Below are 17,752 nucleotides of genomic sequence, written 5' to 3'. Positions count from 1 at the left end.
ATCAATACGAGTAGAGTGGGCATCCTGCCCGCTCGAAAATAAGGAGGAAACTGGCAAGATGCCAGTTCCACCAAGATGCCCATTCCACCTCACTCTTAAAATCATTCCATTATTAAGCAACGCCTTGGCATCACTACAATTCCTTATACAATTCCTTAAACCGACGCTGCTGCTGATTATGATCTACTATTGGTGCTGGATACCCACACATTTCGCGTCCGCTTTCAGGAATCTTCCCACTCACCACATACTCCGTATCCACAGAACTCAACTCCGGTAACCATTCCCGAATATACTCACCGTCCGGGTCAAACTTTTTAGCCTGACTAGCTGGGTTAAAAATTCGCAATGGTTTAGGATCCATGCCACTAGAGGCACTCCATTGCCAACCACCATTATTAGCACTCAGGTCACCATCCCATAACCGCTGCATAAAATACTTTTCCCCCCACTGCCAATTAATAATCAAATCCTTAGTCAGAAAACTAGCAACAATCATCCGACAGCGGTTATGCATCCATCCGGTTTGATTTAACTGCCTCATCGCAGCATCAACGATCGGGTAGCCAGTCTTGCCCTCACACCAAGCTTGAAAGAATTCTGGATTATTCTCCCAGGGAAAATCTTGGAATTTCTGGCGATAAGGCCCTTGTGCTAATTCTGGGAAGAAATACATGGCATGTTGGTAAAACTCCCGCCAAGCCAGTTCCTGTTTCCAGGTTTGGATACTTTGACGAGCTTCATCACTGCGACTCAAGTTATAGGCATTCTGAGCGGCCTGCCAAACCGTGCGAATCCCAATCACACCAAACTTGAGAGCAGCACTAAGTTTGGAGGTACCATCCACCCCTGGGAAATTACGTTGTTCCTGATAATCCCCAATAGTGCGATCGCAAAATTTCTCCAGTATCTCTTGGGCTACCTTTTCCCCTGGTGGCACTAACAATTCATTCTCCCAGACATACCCCAAATCTCTAGCGCTAGGTAAATCAATCACCCCTCCTGCTAAGGCATTCTCTTGTTGTATTTCCGTCAGGGATTCAACCCTACTCAAAGTGGCTACAGGTTGTGCCTTAGATTGACCTTGCCAATTTTTCCAGAAAGGAGTGTAGACACTATAGGGATTGCCAGACTTAGTGAAAATGTCTCCTGGTGCGTGTAATAACTGATCCCAATAGTTATAGACAGCAATACCCTTTTCCTTCAACCCTGCTGCTACAGCTTGATCCCGTTCCTTAGAATAAGGTTCCACATCCCAATTCCAACAAACAGCTTTAGCCTCTAGAGCAGCAGCTAAATTAGGAATTCCTTGCCTAGGGTCTTGATGTAGGATTAATAGTTGGCTACCAGCTTGTCTGTAACTTTGCTGCAATTGTTGTAAGCAGCCAATCATATAAGTTACTCTTGCTGGGGCAATATCATCGCGCTCTAGAATAGTGGGGTCAAGACAGAAAACACCGACAAGCTTGGGACTTAGCTCAAAAGCAGCAGCTAGTCCCACATTGTCAGAAATCCGTAAATCACGGCGATGCCAGAAGAGAATCAAATTAGTCATTCAAAAACGGGCGAGCCATAAAAAAGCTGGAAATAGATTTAGCATCCACTGGCTCACCCTCCAAGATAGCTTGTTCTAACTCCTTTGGTGTCATTAAAACCACCTCTATATCCTCATCATAATCTTGCTTAGGAGGGGCTTCCAATTTTTCCAAATCCTCCGCCAGAAACGCATAAATGTACTCATCAGAATAGCCAGGAGCAAGGGGAAATTTCCCCAAAGATTTCCAGCGATGAGCGCGATAGCCAGTTTCTTCTTCTATCTCCCGTTTAATAGTTTCAGCTGGGCTTTCATGGGATTCTACCGTACCAGCAGGGAATTCCAAAAGACGCCCACTAACAGCAAAGCGATATTGCCGTACGAGTACCAGTTTACCATCGGGTGTTACCGGTACCGCCAAGGAACCACCAGGGTGACGGATGCATTCCCATTGCCCTTCTGATTGATTAGGAAGACGTAGAGAATTGACCTCGAAACTAAATCGTCTTCCTTGGAAAAATAGGTGTTTTTTCAGAAGTTCTGGGGGTTCTTGACCAGGTAGCATAAAAAAATAAAGGATTAAAGATTAAGACAGTTTAGCCCTTGGAGGAGTTGTGCGATCGCAAATCCCGTCATTGATTTTACCTAATCCCGGCAATTTTTGCCAGGGAAGCACCAAGGCTCTTTCCAGCATAGGCTTTAAGCTTTAGGCTAATGGTTGCCGAACGTAGTGCCAGGACTAATTTTAGTTTAGGCCAAAAATTAGTTATGTTTATATCGTTTTTTTATAGTAATGAGGTACACAGATTTTTTTACCAATTCCAAAGTCCCCTCTTTTTTATTCCTTACTCCCTACCAAACAAGGGTAAGTTTTTTACATTTGGGTAAAACATGGGACGACCCAGAGGGATAGGAAAAGGAAAACAACGAACAAATGATGATTTTTAACGACAAGAATGGTAGATTTTATTATCCCCCACACCCCACACCCGACACCCCACACCCGACACCTGACGTCTTTGTAAAAAACCTACCCTTATGAGCTACTCCCTACTCCCTACTCCCTAAAATCTAGGACTTTTTAACTCCCCTAAGTAAAAAATAAATGCCAAGTTGGCATGACAAACAATACTTACTAGACTAAGCTAATAATATGATTGACATCCTCACGGATTAAAACCCCGTGGACTCTGTGGTTATACCACCGCCAACCGGTTAAAACTACCTTGGCTTTAAGCCAATCAACATACTAATACATCCTTAGGCTATTATTAGCAACTGTGGATTTACTTAAATTTGAAATTTTAAAAATTTTTGAAATTTCGCGCCAAAGCAGTCATACTATCGATTAGTTTGGGCGATTAGTTTGGGCGATTAGTTTGGTGGTGGCAAAACCAATCAAAACCTCTGTCATTTCGGTATAAAACAGGACTGGTAAGCAAAAACTAAAGTAAAGCGCGATCGCTGTCCTGTCCAACGCCGTAGATTGTATCAGTAGCTCGTCCCTAGGGAATCATGACTTGGTGCATTAATCCCGATTGTTCTAAACCTTACAATACAGAAGATACCCTATTCTGCCAAGCCTGTGGCTCGGACTTACTCTTGGCAGAACGTTATCGTGTGATTGGGTTACTCAGTGACAAAGGTGCTTTCGGTAAGACCTATGAGGTACTTGATCACAACAGTGATCAAAAAAGTAATCACAACACTCTCAAAGTTCTCAAAGTCTTGACTGACTATCAATCTAGGGCAGTTGAGCTGTTTGAGCAAGAAGCATGGGTTTTGAGTCAGCTGAATCATCCAGGAATTCCCAAATCAGAAGGAACGTTTATCTTCTCTCCCAGAAACAACGAGATCAGCTTACACTGCATGGTTCTCGAATACATTGAAGGCTTAGATTTAGAGGAGTATCAGCACCAAAACAAGAATCACCCTATTGACGAAACCTTAGCCTTGGAATGGCTATCCCAACTGGTAAAAATTCTCCATGTAGTCCATCAGAAGCACTTTTTCCATCGGGATATTAAACCATCCAATGTCATTCTCAGGAAGGATGGACAACTAGTGCTCATTGACTTTGGGGCTGTGCGGCAAGTCACCAACACCATTATTGCTGGCGGTAAAAACACCCAGATTCATACTCCAGGTTATGCACCACCAGAACAAGAGCAAGGCTATGCCATGCCACAATCGGACTTCTTTGCCTTGGGGCGCACCTTTGTTTATCTGCTTACTGGTAAGGAACCGATGGATCCCCTTCTGTACAATCCTGATACCAGTGAATTGCTATGGCACCCCTATGCCCCTCATATCTCCCCTCAACTCAGAGAATTTATCGACCAACTGATGGCTCCCTTAGTCAGTCAGCGTCCTCGGAATACTGGGGAGATTTTGCAGCAGTTGGCCAAGCTTGAGCAGGTAATAAATCCAGCACCCTCACGACGCCAAGTCTTATCAAAAATACTATCCACTAGCTTTAAGGGGTCTTCCATAGGTTTAAGCAATACAAAGTTAACGAGGGTATTGACTAAACGGAAATTACTCAAAGCCGCTGGTTTTGGGAGTGTGGGACTGGTATTAGCAACAGTCATTGATAAACTTTCGGACTCACCCTCCCACACCCTCACCCCTAACCAGTTGACCCTAAATTTTACTCAGGAGGTAGAAAAGGATAAGCCACTATCGCCTGGTAATCAGGAGGTAAAAGCGAGGGTGACCAATGTATCTCTACAGGACTTTGAATTTGATGTGGTCAAAGTGAATCCCCAAGGTCAGATAACCAACCGCAACCGTCATCAAGCCAAGTTTTTTAAGGAAAACTTAGGCAACGGGGTAATGCTGGAAATGGTGTCTATCCCTGGCGGGACTTTCACTATGGCTTCACCAGCTTCTAGACAAATGGTCTCTGTGACGCCCTTGTATATGGGCAAGTTTAGTGTAACTCAGGCACAGTGGAAAGTGGTTGCTTCCTTACCCAAAGTCAGTCGTGAATTGGATTATGACCCATCCCACTTCCAAGGAGATAATCTGCCTGTGGAGCAGATATCTTGGTATGACGCTGTAGAATTTTGTGCCAGAGTGTCTCAAAAAACCGGACGTACCTATCGGCTACCCAGTGAAGTGGAATGGGAATATGCCTGTCGTGCTGGAAGCACCACAAAATTTCACTTTGGTCAAACAATTACCACCAATTTGGCTAACTACGATGGTCATCAGACTGACACTGATGGTTCACAGCCAAAAGGTATCTTTCGAGAGAAAACTACCACCGTAGGGAGTTTTCAAGTAGCTAACGCCTTTGGGCTATACGATATGCATGGCAATGTCTGGGAATGGTGTGCTGACCATTGGCATGAAAATCACCAGGGGGCACCATCGGATGGCAGTGCGTGGCTAAGCAAGAATGAGGATCGGGATCGCTTGCTCAGGGGAGGGTCTTGGCTCAACAGTTCCGGCTACTGCCATAGTGATTATCGCAATTTCAATGCTCCGGATGTTACATATATCTCCTTTGGTTTTCGGGTAGTTTGCGATTTGATCTAAACTTTAGCAAAGGGAATAAGGAACAGGGAACAGGGAACAAAAATTATCACAATTCCTACACGGATTGCTATTTTGATTTAAACTTTTGATCTATACTGCAGCATTAACGCAACGGTTTGTTTGTAGACAGTTTCCTTATCTTAAACGTTGACAGTGAACCGTCAATCGTCAACCCTTAACAAAACCTGGTTAAAACAGAATTGAACTAGACTTGGTAGTCACTCCATTACTAATGTCTTCTAAGTTCTCAATAAAAGTACTCCAAGGTTCTGTATAAGTTTCTGTGTAAGTTCTCGAAAAATCTAGAATAGGAGTTTCTTGTGCTGACCCAATCCAACCACTCACTGGAGAAATTAACGGGAAAAGCCACTCATAGTAACTCTGGGGAAACGGAGTACTAGAGAGTTCCATGATGCTCTTATAAAATAGCCCAAAGGTTCCTGGGTCAATTTTGTGCTTCTCGACAGCAACTTGGATGAATTCCTCTGGACTCAAGCCTACATAACTTTGGCAGATTGTCACCCAATTCTTTAATCGTCGCCTGGCCTTTAAGCTCAGTGAAATAAATTTAACTCCCTTGAGTTCCTCAAATTTAGGAGACTGATTTAACACCTCCTCTAGGCCGGTGGTATCTGTCGAACCACTGAATTCCCTTTGCAACCGTTTAGCGATCGCTAAATTAATCTCAACTAATTGCTGTACTGGTCGCCACTGAAGCTCTGCCAAAATCTGCTCCATGGAAATAGGTGGTGTCAAAGTAGAGGAACTCGATTTCTTGTTTCGCTCAATGGCTTCGAGAGGGTTTTCCTCACTGACCAAGAAGCTGATCAACTCTTCCGTTGTCCAACCAATACCTTTAGCCAGCCTCTCTAGCTTCTCTAAGCTGGGAGTGTTATCACAATTCATCCAATTTGTCAAGGTATTGTTAGTGACATTGACTTGTCTACCAAGTTCCCGGACACTACCAAATTGTTGAGCCAGCACCTTAATCAATTGACTTAGCCTTTGGTGAATTTTGCTGTGTTTTAAGGAACTGTCTTTACTTGTGTCCAATTTTTTTACCACTCTGTTCTGGTGACATAATGTAACACTTCCCGATCCGGTAAGTGTAGCCTCGGGCGTGGCCATTCTCCGCTTTGGTAGGGAGCACTAGAAATCGAAATTGACCCCAGGTGGCGATGCGATCGCATTGCCACAAGCGAAGCGCGTCCATACCACTATGCTGCCCAAATATGAATAGATTGAGCTTATCTTCTCCGTGAAAACTCAGTGGTAACTCCCCGGTGGGCAAAAGAGTATCTTACGTATAATCACGGTTGTTCAATATTTTTAACAAAATTAGGATAGTTGTGAAAAGGGTTGAACATCACCATTACATCTACACCATATGTTAAAGCATCAGAACTGGGAGAAAAGGGTAACCGCTAAGCAAAGCAATACCCTTGCTCAGGAAAATCAGCAACTCAAAATTAAGTCAGATAAGTGCTACATTCCCATGACAAGTGGCCACGGTGGTTCTTCAACGTTAGTCGGTTGGAAGCAGAAAGTCACTACACAGAAAGTCACTACACAGAAAGTCACTACACAGAATCGAGTGAATTTCTCGAGCTACCCACTGTGCCCTCCCCGCCACACCAAACCGGAGAAGCCTGTAGCTCCCCAAGAACAATTAAGTAACTTACAAGAAACCTGTGGTAAAATCGTTCATCTGCTCTGTACATCTGACTATGGGAAACTGACTCAAGATGAATTGAACAGGAAGTGCCGGTATTCAGAAGAGCGACTTGCCCAAGGACTGAAACAGCTTGAGCTTGAAAAAGTAATTGAGTTCAAGTGGGGCATGTGGGTGATCATTAATCATCAACCCATCTGTCCTAAATGCGGTCTCAAAACTCGTGTAGTTAATTCTGCCTTGACACCAGGGAAAATTAAATCAATCTGTTCAACATGTCTTGAGTTAAAGCGTATTCAGTCAAAATTGCCGTTTTGATGAACTGCACTAAATTCTTAAAGGGTGGAGTGTGTTGTGAGGATAATGAACAGCGAAAGCTGCAAAAAAATGGACAATGGAAAATTAACCATCCATTCTTGATGCAATAGCTAGTGGGGGTTTCCCCCAAGACCGTAATGGTGCGTTTTCCTTGTCTTGATGCAGTCGCTCATGGGGGGAACCCCCAAGACCGTAATGGTGCGCTTTCCGCATTAAGAATTAAATTCGCCACGGGTCGCACCTCTGCATCGCTAGGCGAATTAAATTCGCCACGGGTCGCACCTCTGCATCGCTTGGGTAATGGGATTTTAACCAGTAGCCCTTGGTGATCTAGGAAAGCAGTGCAACATTTAACCTGTACAAACCTACTCACAAGTAGATAGGACGATGGTATAGCATTAGTTTTAACTAATGGTTGTTGCCGACAAAGCAATGCCAAAAGCATTGCGCTAATTTTCTTAATGGAGGCTCTGCTGCCTACTCTCAAACCGCACTGTCACTTCACTCAGTCCATTATTTTACGTCGCTTAACTTACGACCAGCTGATCAGCTTTTAGTTCTTCGTTGGGCGGTAGTGTTCCCTTGTTAAACAAGTTACTAACTTATTTCATTATAAAATAATGGATAATGTTTGACAAAGTTTAGAGAGCTATGTCTTGATGCAGTCGCTCATGGGGGGAACCCCCAAGACCGCGCTGCATCGCTAAGGCTAATAGTTGCACCTCTCAAAAACTGTGGACTTGAGATCTAGGAATTTAATTTGAGTGGTGAAACATCTTAGTGCGCTTTCCGCTCTTTGTGCTCGCCTCCTCCCTATCACCTGATGATGGGGTGATCAGGTCATGGGGAGGAGGTTGATCATAATGTATCCCGTAGCAGCTCCAATTTGTAACTAACGAAAAACCATGCATCGCCCAATTTACCTAGACTGCCATGCCACAACACCTATGGATGAACGGGTGTTGGAGGCAATGTTACCCTACTTCACTGAACATTTTGGCAATCCATCGAGTATCAGCCATACCTATGGCTGGGAAGCTGAAGCAGCGGTGAAACAAGGGCGTCAGATTCTAGCAGATGCTATCAATGCCACACCGGTCGAGATCATTTTTACTAGTGGTGCCACAGAGGCTAACAATCTAGCCATTAAAGGGGTGGCTGAGGCTTATTTAAGTAAAGGACGTCACCTGATTACCGTGCAAACTGAACACAATGCTGTTCTTGACCCCTGTCACTATTTAGAAACCCTAGGGTTTGAGGTGACATTTCTACCGGTAAAAGATGATGGACTAGTGGATCTAGGCCAGCTAGAGCAGGCTTTCCGTCCTGATACCATTTTAGTCTCGGTCATGGCAGCCAATAATGAAATTGGAGTGTTGCAGCCATTAGCCGAGATTGGAGATCTTTGTCGCCAGCATAATGTACTATTCCATACAGATGCTGCCCAGGCTATTGGCAAAATCCCCTTGGATGTGCAGTCGATGAAGATTGATTTAATGTCCTTGACAGCCCATAAAATTTATGGACCAAAGGGGATTGGAGCTCTCTATGTCCGGCGTCGTAACCCGAGAGTAAGGCTTGCACCACAGCTCCATGGCGGTGGACATGAACGAGGGATGCGTTCTGGCACACTTTATACCCCTCAGATTGTGGGGTTCGCTAAAGCTGTAGAACTGGGGTTAGAAGAACAACCCTCAGAATCTCAACGGTTGATAGAACTCCGGGAGGGTCTGTGGACCACTCTCGCTAAACTAGAAGGTATCGAGATCAATGGTCATCCTACCCAGCGATTATCCGGAAACCTTAACATTAGTGTGGAGGGAGTAGATGGCGCAGCCCTCCTACTAGGATTACACCCTGTGGCCGCCGTTTCTTCTGGCTCGGCTTGTTCCTCAGCAACTGTAGCTCCTTCCCACGTACTATTAGCTCTAGGAAATCCAGAAAATCTGGCTTATGCCTCCATCCGGTTTGGAATTGGACGCTTTAATACCATGGCGGAAATTGCCTTGGTGGCTGAGCATACGATCACAACGATTCAGTCTCTGCGCCAATCTCAAGCTGTCAAAATTAATTGAACAAAATGGTTGAGCGCAGTCCCTAGGCATATTTTATAATTTGGGTGGGGTAACCGAAACCAGCTTTTAAATTGCAAAGCGTAAGCTTCTAGGCTAGGATCACATCGGTACCACAAAGGAGATTTCGCTCCTTAGCTGAACCGCGAAAAGCCCCGCACTTTACCTTTATTGGCTAGGTTTCCTATGGGAAGCGCAGGGTAAGAGTCCCAAAGGATCTTACAAATGTGATATAGTAGTAATGGTAGGGAAGATAAATTAAGAGCTAACTGCCACCTACCAACTAAAAATAGAACGAGTTGTATTGTTCCGGCGCGGAGGGGCATCCCGGAGACGAAACCTTAGAAGAGTGGAGCCTTAATCATAAAGTTTTAACCCTTTTATGCATGGCCTGCTAACCATAAAGGCTCCACTGTTCTTGCGGTAACTTCTGACCGTGTCGTAAATAAAGCTTATCGTTCGCGTAGCGTGGCCTACAGCCTTGTATCCAAAACCACTAGCTGGAGTTGGTAATAATCCCCCGCTGTCCCGTTAGGGCAGCTTCGGGAGATGTCACTAGGCGAATCAACAGGGGATAAGAATACCACACATCCCCAACAAGGCAAATATGTGTGCCTCAAGACCCTAAATCTAAGCAGTAAAACTACTGAAACAGGGAGATTCAGGAGATATAGACAGAAACCCTGAAGAATTTCCAGACCTCTGGTCAGGAAATAGTCAGCTAATAAAAAATCAGAACTTTTGGATAGATTGGTAGCAAGTGGGTAGTTTGTGGTAAATCCCGAACAATGCCGATAATGGGTAAAGTAACTTTCAGCTATCGGAGCTGTGGTTAGCAAAAGCCATTGAAATAGCCGGTTTTAGCATAGGTTAGCTTTCCTAATGGGAATTAAATTTGCCACTGGTCACACTTCTTGATGGGGGGAGTGGCTTAAGCTCCATTTTTGTATCAGTTATATCAGTGGCAAAGTAATCCGTTGTCTATATTTCAGAGTGCGACTGGATAGAGACAGGGATTCACAAGTGTTAATCAAAATCCTTATAAAATCGGTTAAAATTAGTTAAATCCACAAGAGTCACGTGATCAATTTGTCAGGCTTAACATCCCCCGAAGTCCCTACGGGATTATAGGAAAGGCCAGGCAGATTGCGAGACAATTACACATAGGTGCGCTCTTACTTGGCTAATTAAATTCCCATTAAGTGCGCTTTCCTTTGGCCCGGGAACCCGGCCTTGGGTCGCGCCTTTCGGCAAAGCCGACGCGGGGCGCGAACGGGGGCGCACCTCAAAAATTTTCGACTTTGCGACAGAACATCCTACTGGAAAGCGAGTCTTAAAGTAGAGAACTAATGTCGCACCTCCAAGTGCTACAATCAGCAGAGCCGCTACAATCCCATTCACCAAACCACGAAACCCCCTGTCAGCACCCCCCTCTAAACAGACGGGGCTTCGAGACAGTTTCACCGCCATTGACTACAGCCATTGACTACAGCCATTGACTACAGCCATTGACTACAGTTTTCGATTGACCGTAGGTCACGCGACGCGAACAAACAATGAGCAACAAAATAGTTAAGTGGGCTTTCCGTGATGGCCAGGGATTGCTCGCCATCACGGGTCGCACCTCTAGTTATTCATAGTCTATTTATTAGTCTCTGTGGCCGATCAGTTTAATGGCAGTAAATCACCGAACATTTCAGACCTAGAAATAGAGTACGACTCCTATCGTTAACTGTAGGACTAAGCGTACCACGAAGTTTTGAGGAAATTGCATGCCAAAGCAAATTATTATTGCAGAGCAACATCAACTTGCTGCTGTATTTTGGGAAGATCAAATTCAAGAACTAGTAGTTGCCACCGGTAATCACCAGGTCGGTGATATTTATCTCGGCATTGTAGAAAATGTCTTACCGGGTATTGATGCAGCATTTGTCAACATTGGGGATCCTGATCGCAATGGTTTTATTCATGTGACAGATTTAGGACCATTGCGCTTGAAACGCCGGTCTGGTGCGATCACCGAACTGCTGACTCCCCAGCAGAAGGTGTTGGTGCAAGTGATGAAAGAACCTACTGGTAATAAAGGGCCCAGGCTTACAGGTAATATTAGTTTACCCGGTCGCTATTTGGTGCTGATGCCTTATGGCCGAGGAGTGAACTTGTCTCGGCGGATTAAGAGCGAAAGTGAACGCAATCGCCTCAGAGCTCTAGCAATTCTAATCAAACCATCGGGCATGGGAGTGCTGGTGCGCACCGAAGCTGAAGGCAGAGCCGAAGAAGCCATTATGGAAGATTTGGAAAACCTGCAAAGACAATGGGAAGCTGTCCAGCTCGAAGCAACCTCTACCAGAGCACCAGCCCTACTTAATCGGGATGATGATTTTATTCAGCGTGTCCTCCGGGATATGTACACTGCTGATGTTAATCGGATTGTGGTCGATTCTAGTACTGCAGTTAAACGGGTTAAACAACACTTGTTGAGCTGGAGCGGAGGTCAAGCACCAGAGGGGGTCTTGATTGACCATCATCGCGATCGCATGCCAATTTTGGGATATTTCCGGGTCAATGCTGCAATTCGAGAAGCCCTCAAGCCAAGAGTAGATTTACCATCTGGTGGCTACATTATCATTGAACCTACCGAAGCTCTAACCGTAATTGATGTGAACTCTGGTTCCTTTACCCGCTCAGCTACAGCACGGGAAACGGTTTTGTGGACTAACTGTGAGGCAGCAACAGAAATTGCCCGCCAGCTGCGCCTACGTAATCTAGCTGGGGTGATCGTTGTTGACTTTATTGATATGGACACCAGGCGGGATCAGTTACAGGTTCTCGAACACTTCAATCAAGCCCTAAAAGAGGACAAAGCCCGACCACAGATTGCCCAGCTTTCGGAACTTGGCTTAGTGGAACTGACTCGCAAGCGCCAAGGGCAAAATATTTACGAGTTGTTTGGTAAAACCTGTGCTACCTGTGGCGGTTTAGGACATCTGGCACATCTTCCCGGTGAAGTCGAAGCAGAAGCACTAGAGACCTTAGCACCGATCCCCTTACCGGCGGAGCGAAGCATTCCACAGTTCCCCGAACCCGTAGACTTATCTTCTGAGAATGATAATGATTTGGACTTGCTCAATCACCCCAGTTATCAGGAACGGGGAGCGGTAAATAATCGCCGCCGCCGCCGCCGTCGTATTGATGACCCGGTGATTAGGGAAGAACCAATTACTAGGGGAGTCAATCGGGTGATCTCTGTCTCATCCAACTTTGATGCCATCACAGAAACCGAGGTATCGACCTCAGGAGTAGAAAAACCCCAGCTAGTCAAGTTTGCTCAAGAGAAAGAACCACCAGAATTGGTCAGGGTTGAAATGAGCCCAGAAGAACAAGATGTTTATGCGTTGATGGGCATTTCCCCTATACTAAATTTAGACCGAGAGGTGAAAGATCCTAGGTCAGCAATTATCTCAGTGTTACTGCCGGGAGAAAAAATCGAGGATAATGAAGAAGAATTATCCAATTCAACTACCGATTCAACTACCGATTCAACTACCGATTCAACTAATAGTCAATCCTCCATCGACGATCAGCTAGAGTTAGACGAATCAGACTTGGTGGAATCTAGTGCTGCCACACCAATTCCAGAAACTGGATCTGATCAACTCAGTAGTCCAAATGGCACCATTAACAGTCCCCCCATCGTGCGCCGCCGCCGTCGCCGCTCTTCAGCAGATAAATGACAACGGACAAAGTCACTGAAGTGTTTGAGTTACCGGATCAATCCGGTACTCCTTCCTTAGTGGCTGGAGTAGATGAAGTAGGGCGAGGTGCCTTATTTGGTCCAGTTGTGGCAGCAGCAGTGATTTTACCTGTATCTGTCCTGGCACAACTGGCTATAGCTGGCGTTAAAGATAGTAAAAAGTTGTCCCGGAAACGACGCCAAAGGCTGTCTCAAGAAATTCAGGGATTGGCACTGGATTGGACTATTGGTTATGCCACTAGTGCAGAAATTGACCAGCTCAATATCTTACAAGCCTCATTGTTAGCTATGAAACGGGCTGTGCTTAAATTAAAAGTTAAGCCCGATATTTGTCTGATTGATGGGTTACACGGGTTGCCAGATTTACCGATAGCACAACGAAATCTAGTAAAGGGGGATCAGCGATCGCTTCATATTGCAGCGGCCAGTATTGTAGCCAAGGTGTGGCGTGATGATTTAATCATTCGTCTAGCTACCAAGTATTCAGAGTATGATTTGACAGCCAACATGGGCTATGGTACCAAAAAGCATCGGTTAGCACTGCAAAAATACGGACCATGTCGGCTGCATCGCATTTCCTTTAGCCCCTGTAGTCAGGCTCATCAATAAATAAGTTAAATTATTTATTAACAAATAACAATCAACCAAACCGATAACCCTTACCATAAACTGTATGGATCAGGGGGGCGGAACCCTTAACTTCGATTTTGCGACGCAACAAACGAACTAGAGCAGCTAAATTGTTACTTTTTGGGATTTCCTCAGATGGCCACAAATGTTGATAAATTTGCTTGTGGGATAATAATAGACCAACATTGCTCATGAAGTACCCTAGCAGTTGGCTTTCTTTTTCCGATAGCTCAATTGGGCGTCCGTGGCGATAAGCTATTTGATTGGTTAAGTCTAATTCTATTTGTCCAACCCGTAACCGCTGGCTGGGATTGGCATCAGTCGCAGCAGAACGCCGAAGCAGAGCCCGGACTCTAGCGAGTAACTCCCGCAGTTCAAATGGTTTAACTAGATAGTCGTCAGCACCAGCATCTAATCCCATCACTCGGTCATCTACAGTGTCCTTGGCGGTTAGAAAAAGAACTGGGGTAGTGGTGTCATGCGATCGCATTTGTTGGCAAATTTCTAACCCAGACATGTGCGGTAGCATCCAGTCTAAGATTAACAAGTCATAAGCGCCAACGCAAGCTAACTCATTTCCTGAGGCACCATTGTAAGCCACATCTACAGTGTAACCTTCACGAGTTAATACCCGAGACAGGGGGTCAGTCAGCTCAATTTCATCATCTACTAAAAGGATACGCATTGATTTTGTTGATAGTTGACGGTTGACGGTTGACTATCAACACAATTATAGGACTTACGCAGCGACTTTATCTGTAGCTTGGGTTATTAACGAAGCCTACTACCTGTAGTTAACAGCCAAGTCATTGATAGACACGACAAGCTACTAAGTAGGTGGGCTTAATTATCAGTAAAAAAGCGATTGAGATTCAAAATGATTAAAACCCCTTAAATAAAGGCTTTCCGCTTCATTTTACTATTTTTATTTTTAACGTTTATTTATGCCCACCTACTTAATTATACTATCTTAGTTAAGATAAAATTCATCAAAGGGTAATTATAATTTAAGGCATAGAAAGACAAACCAGTATGGCTTGGGCATTGGTTACAGGTGGAACCAAAAGGATTGGTAAAGCGATCGCGTTGAAGATACCCTAAATTATAAAACCCTAAGCAAGTGTGTAATTAAAGCAGTGGAAGAAAGTGAGTTTAATTTACTAGAAAAGCTAACCCAGATGATTTTAGATATTGTAATGGAAAATCCCCGGTATGGGCTAAGGTAAAAGTTGATAAACCTTTTGCTTTGCGATTTTCCGATTCTGTGTCTATAGAATTGAGTGCTAAACGATGAATGAAGTGGTAGTGAATGAAGTGGTAGTAATTGTTGGCTCTAACCTTGAAACTCATAAAAATATAAAAGTCGCTATATATAACTTATCAAACCCTGATATTCTTGTTAATTAATATCGCTTTTACATAACAAAAACCATAGGCTTTACTGAGCAACATAATTTTATAAATGGTGCCTTTTTAATTCATACAGAAGACAGTTTTGAGACCTTTCGTCAAAAACTTAAACAAGAGGTGCGACCCGTGGCGAATTTAATTCGCCAACGGAAAGCGCACCTAACGAAATTGACCAAGGGCGGGTAAAGCAAGCCAATAAAAATAGACCGCGCTGTATAGATTTAGACATTGTGGTCTGGAATCGAAGGATTGTTAATCCTGACTTTTATCAGCGGGATTTTATTAAAAAAACTGTGCTAGAGCTGATTCCTGATTTAAAGGTTTAACAAATAGCTAATGACGTACCCCCCGGAATCATAATTATTCAACTGGACATGATCGGGTTGGTGGTAATTTGAGGAGCACGGGCTTCTATAATGGAGCTTCTACAGGTATAGTTGATCTGATCAGTGAACTAATTTACCCCCTCCCAAAGCTCCCGAAGCTCCCCATATGATTACCATCGCATTACCCAAAGGCGCACTCCTAAAAGACAGCATCAAGCTACTGCAATCCGTTGGCTTAGACTTTAGTACCTTCCTAGACTCCGCCAACCGCCAACTCCAGATTCAAGACCCCAGTCAAACTGCTCAAGCTCTACTGGTACGAGCTCAAGATGTACCGGTTTACGTCGAATATGGTCAAGCTCAGTTGGGGATAGTTGGTTACGATGTGCTACGGGAAAAAACCCCGGCAGTGGCTACTTTAGGTGACTTACACTTTGGTTATTGTCGGATGTCATTGGCAGTTCGTGCAGCTAGCTCTTATCGAAGCCCTTTGGATTTGCCAGCTCATGGTCGCGTAGCCTCCAAGTTTGTTCACTGTGCTCGGGAATATTTCAATAACCTGGATTTGCCAGTAGAAATTATCCCCCTCTACGGTTCTGTTGAACTTGGTCCAATTACCGGGATGTCGGAGGCAATTGTGGATTTGGTGTCCACAGGTCGTACCTTAAAAGAGAATGGCTTGATTGAAATTGACATTTTGTATGAGAGTACAGCACGACTGATTGCCCATCCCATCAGTTATCGCCTCAATACTGATGGTATTAACAATTTGATTGAGCAGATTCGAGAGTTGACTAAGGTCAGTGCTGAATCTTTAGTGAGTTAGTTACGATTCTTTATTAGCTTCTTTTGTCAGAAGCTAATAAAGTCTCAATCTCATTCAAAATAGTTGGAAATCTATCTATTAAGTATAGCTTTTTTTATAAAATCACTAGTCCTCATCTTCTTCATCTCCCCTCTACCCATAGTTGCCTATAGACTGTTCCCTAACTAGACACTTTGGGGAATTGTATGGATAAGTGCTGCTAACCAGTTTTCCTGATACTGCACCATTAGCAGTGCTAATTGTCATGGGCACTCAAGATTTGTTCTCAACTGTGTGCTCATAATCAATCTCAACTAAACGAGGCTTAAGATGAAGGTAAAAAATACGTTAATTGCTGCTGCAACTGCTATGGTTTTCGCTTTTGCTTCAGGGTTAAATGCTCAAGAACCAGTTACTGGTGATATCAACACCGCATCAGAATTTATTACCTCGGCAATTCAAGCCTTAGCTTCTAACAAGCAAATTATTAATGAGTGCGGTAAAGAGTTAATAATTGAAGATATGACTAGTGTTACTCAAGATTTCCCTAATATCGAAGCCTACCCTACACTAGGAGAAATTCAATACAGGATTTCTTTCACACCTGGAGCTAATACTAATCCTAGCTACTGCGCTGCTAGCTTCAAGAGTCGCATGAAGTTAAAATTAAACGGGCGATACCTTAATCCTAGGGGTGCAGAATTATTGTCTACTCCCAACACTTATGAATTTCGACTAATGGTACCAGGTCAAGAGAATTCTGAATTGTAAATTCAGAATTCTTAACTTCTAGATATTACTAGATTAATACCATACTCTAGAGTACTCTACAAACATCTTTACAATAAAAGAAGTAAACCCTATAGAGTATGGCATGGACTGGCAAGAGATATCTGGTAACTGGGTTTTAATCCCCAATCGTCCCACCGGGATTATCCATTTCCTGGGTGGGGCGTTTATTGCTACAGCACCCCACGTAACTTACCGATTGTTACTGGAAAAATTAGCAGCTCAACGGTATGCAGTGATTGCGACACCGTTTGTGAATACCCTCGACCATATTGCGATCGCACGAGATGTACTCAACCGCTTCGAGACTACTCTCAATCGCTTACAGGGAACTAATGCTTTACGGAAACGGTATCTACCCATCTATGGTATCGGCCACAGCATGGGGTGCAAACTACATTTGTTGATTGGCAGCCTCTTCAGTGTAGAACGAGCTGGTAATATCTTGATTTCCTATAACAACTATTCCGCTGACCGTGCCATTCCCTTTATGGAACAGTTAAACCTCAATCCTATCTTCCAGGTCGAGTTTACTCCCTCACCCCAAGAAACTAACTCTCTGATTACTCAACGCTATCAAATCCAGCGTAATTTACTGATTAAATTCACTGATGACGAGATTGACCAAAGTGTTAGCTTGACCCAAGCCTTACAGAAACGTTTTCCAAATATGGTTGTCCTACAGCGGATACCAGGAAATCATTTAACACCTTTAGGGCAAGATGTCACCTTAAACCCAGGGGCAGTGTTTACCCCATTGGATGCCGTAGGTCAGTGGGTCAAGCAAGAAGTCTATCGCGATTTAAATCGCTTGCAACGAGAAATTTTGCGATGGTTGAATCCTCTAGCAGTGGCTTAAGGTTAGCAGGTTGAAGGTTCAAGGTTACCAGGTTGCTAGG

The 17,752-nt window shown here is 44.2% G+C and carries 16 protein-coding genes; 11 read left to right on the top strand and 5 right to left on the bottom strand.

From position 1 onward, the window contains the following. Nucleotides 1-133: 133 nt before the first annotated feature. Together BJP34_RS06835 and BJP34_RS06830 are read right to left on the bottom strand one after the other, a co-directional pair. Nucleotides 134-1,555, bottom strand: a complete 1,422-nt coding sequence (locus BJP34_RS06835) for an FAD-binding domain-containing protein (RefSeq protein WP_070391697.1) — start codon at nucleotides 1,553-1,555, stop codon at nucleotides 134-136. After that, nucleotides 1,548-2,099, bottom strand: a complete 552-nt coding sequence (locus tag BJP34_RS06830) for an NUDIX hydrolase (protein ID WP_070391696.1) — start codon at nucleotides 2,097-2,099, stop codon at nucleotides 1,548-1,550. The genes BJP34_RS06835 and BJP34_RS06830 overlap by 8 nt, the downstream gene beginning before the upstream one ends. 950 nt (nucleotides 2,100-3,049) lie before the next feature. Here BJP34_RS06830 and BJP34_RS46320 point away from each other — a divergent pair. Beyond that, a complete protein-coding gene (locus BJP34_RS46320; protein WP_168166498.1) occupies nucleotides 3,050-5,077 on the top strand; it encodes a bifunctional serine/threonine-protein kinase/formylglycine-generating enzyme family protein in 2,028 nt (675 codons plus the stop codon). 189 nt (nucleotides 5,078-5,266) lie between these two features. On the opposite strand, the gene BJP34_RS06820 is transcribed toward BJP34_RS46320, so the two are convergent. Together BJP34_RS06820 and BJP34_RS38960 are read right to left on the bottom strand one after the other, a co-directional pair. After that, nucleotides 5,267-6,130, bottom strand: coding sequence for a helix-turn-helix domain-containing protein (locus tag BJP34_RS06820; RefSeq protein ID WP_149030843.1), 864 nt, complete (start codon nucleotides 6,128-6,130; stop codon nucleotides 5,267-5,269). Then, entirely contained in the window at nucleotides 6,117-6,368 is a 252-nt protein-coding gene (locus tag BJP34_RS38960; protein ID WP_149030842.1) for a hypothetical protein, read from the bottom strand. The genes BJP34_RS06820 and BJP34_RS38960 overlap by 14 nt, the downstream gene beginning before the upstream one ends. A 96-nt stretch (nucleotides 6,369-6,464) precedes the next feature. Between BJP34_RS38960 and BJP34_RS06815 the strand changes: the two genes are divergently transcribed. The 5 genes from BJP34_RS06815 (at nucleotide 6,465) to BJP34_RS06795 (ending at nucleotide 13,502) form a co-directional block, all read left to right on the top strand. Next, a complete protein-coding gene (locus tag BJP34_RS06815) occupies nucleotides 6,465-7,067 on the top strand; it encodes a hypothetical protein (RefSeq protein WP_070391694.1) in 603 nt (200 codons plus the stop codon). Nucleotides 7,068-7,204: 137 nt separating this feature from the next. Further along, a complete protein-coding gene (locus BJP34_RS38955) occupies nucleotides 7,205-7,396 on the top strand; it encodes a hypothetical protein (RefSeq protein ID WP_149030841.1) in 192 nt (63 codons plus the stop codon). A gap of 576 nt (nucleotides 7,397-7,972) precedes the next feature. After that, on the top strand, nucleotides 7,973-9,142 hold the full coding sequence (locus BJP34_RS06810; protein ID WP_070391693.1) for a cysteine desulfurase family protein: 1,170 nt from the start codon (nucleotides 7,973-7,975) through the stop codon (nucleotides 9,140-9,142). A 1,769-nt stretch (nucleotides 9,143-10,911) separates the two neighbouring features. Beyond that, nucleotides 10,912-12,873 carry an Rne/Rng family ribonuclease gene (locus tag BJP34_RS06800; protein WP_070391691.1) on the top strand — a complete coding sequence of 654 codons (1,962 nt, stop codon included), beginning with the start codon at nucleotides 10,912-10,914 and terminating at the stop codon, nucleotides 12,871-12,873. After that, nucleotides 12,870-13,502: a ribonuclease HII gene (locus BJP34_RS06795; RefSeq protein WP_070391690.1), complete on the top strand. Its 633-nt coding sequence runs from the start codon at nucleotides 12,870-12,872 to the stop codon at nucleotides 13,500-13,502. The genes BJP34_RS06800 and BJP34_RS06795 overlap by 4 nt, the downstream gene beginning before the upstream one ends. Before the next feature lie 31 nt (nucleotides 13,503-13,533). On the opposite strand, the gene rppA is transcribed toward BJP34_RS06795, so the two are convergent. After that, nucleotides 13,534-14,208, bottom strand: coding sequence for a two-component system response regulator RppA (gene rppA / locus BJP34_RS06790; RefSeq protein ID WP_070391689.1), 675 nt, complete (start codon nucleotides 14,206-14,208; stop codon nucleotides 13,534-13,536). Nucleotides 14,209-14,659: 451 nt separating this feature from the next. On the opposite strand from rppA, the gene BJP34_RS50320 reads away from it, so the two are divergent. From BJP34_RS50320 to BJP34_RS06770, 5 genes are all read left to right on the top strand, one after another. Beyond that, complete coding sequence (locus BJP34_RS50320) at nucleotides 14,660-14,749, top strand: hypothetical protein (RefSeq protein ID WP_083305037.1); 90 nt, start codon at nucleotides 14,660-14,662, stop codon at nucleotides 14,747-14,749. A gap of 351 nt (nucleotides 14,750-15,100) precedes the next feature. Next, the gene (locus tag BJP34_RS50315) at nucleotides 15,101-15,259 is read left to right on the top strand and encodes a 2-amino-4-hydroxy-6-hydroxymethyldihydropteridine diphosphokinase (protein WP_149031387.1); all 159 of its coding nucleotides are present in this window, start codon (nucleotides 15,101-15,103) and stop codon (nucleotides 15,257-15,259) included. Between the two features lie 166 nt (nucleotides 15,260-15,425). Beyond that, nucleotides 15,426-16,085, top strand: coding sequence for an ATP phosphoribosyltransferase (gene hisG / locus BJP34_RS06780; protein ID WP_070391687.1), 660 nt, complete (start codon nucleotides 15,426-15,428; stop codon nucleotides 16,083-16,085). Between the two features lie 309 nt (nucleotides 16,086-16,394). Then, nucleotides 16,395-16,835, top strand: a complete 441-nt coding sequence (locus BJP34_RS06775; RefSeq protein WP_070391686.1) for a hypothetical protein — start codon at nucleotides 16,395-16,397, stop codon at nucleotides 16,833-16,835. A 103-nt stretch (nucleotides 16,836-16,938) separates the two neighbouring features. Then, nucleotides 16,939-17,712 carry a DUF1350 family protein gene (locus BJP34_RS06770; RefSeq protein WP_070391685.1) on the top strand — a complete coding sequence of 258 codons (774 nt, stop codon included), beginning with the start codon at nucleotides 16,939-16,941 and terminating at the stop codon, nucleotides 17,710-17,712. Nucleotides 17,713-17,752: the final 40 nt, after the last annotated feature.

Origin of the sequence: Moorena producens PAL-8-15-08-1, assembly GCF_001767235.1 — a bacterium.
Classification (GTDB): domain Bacteria; phylum Cyanobacteriota; class Cyanobacteriia; order Cyanobacteriales; family Coleofasciculaceae; genus Moorena; species Moorena producens_A.
Note: the sequence above shows the minus strand (reverse complement) of the source record. Positions and strands in the feature narration are given on the sequence as shown.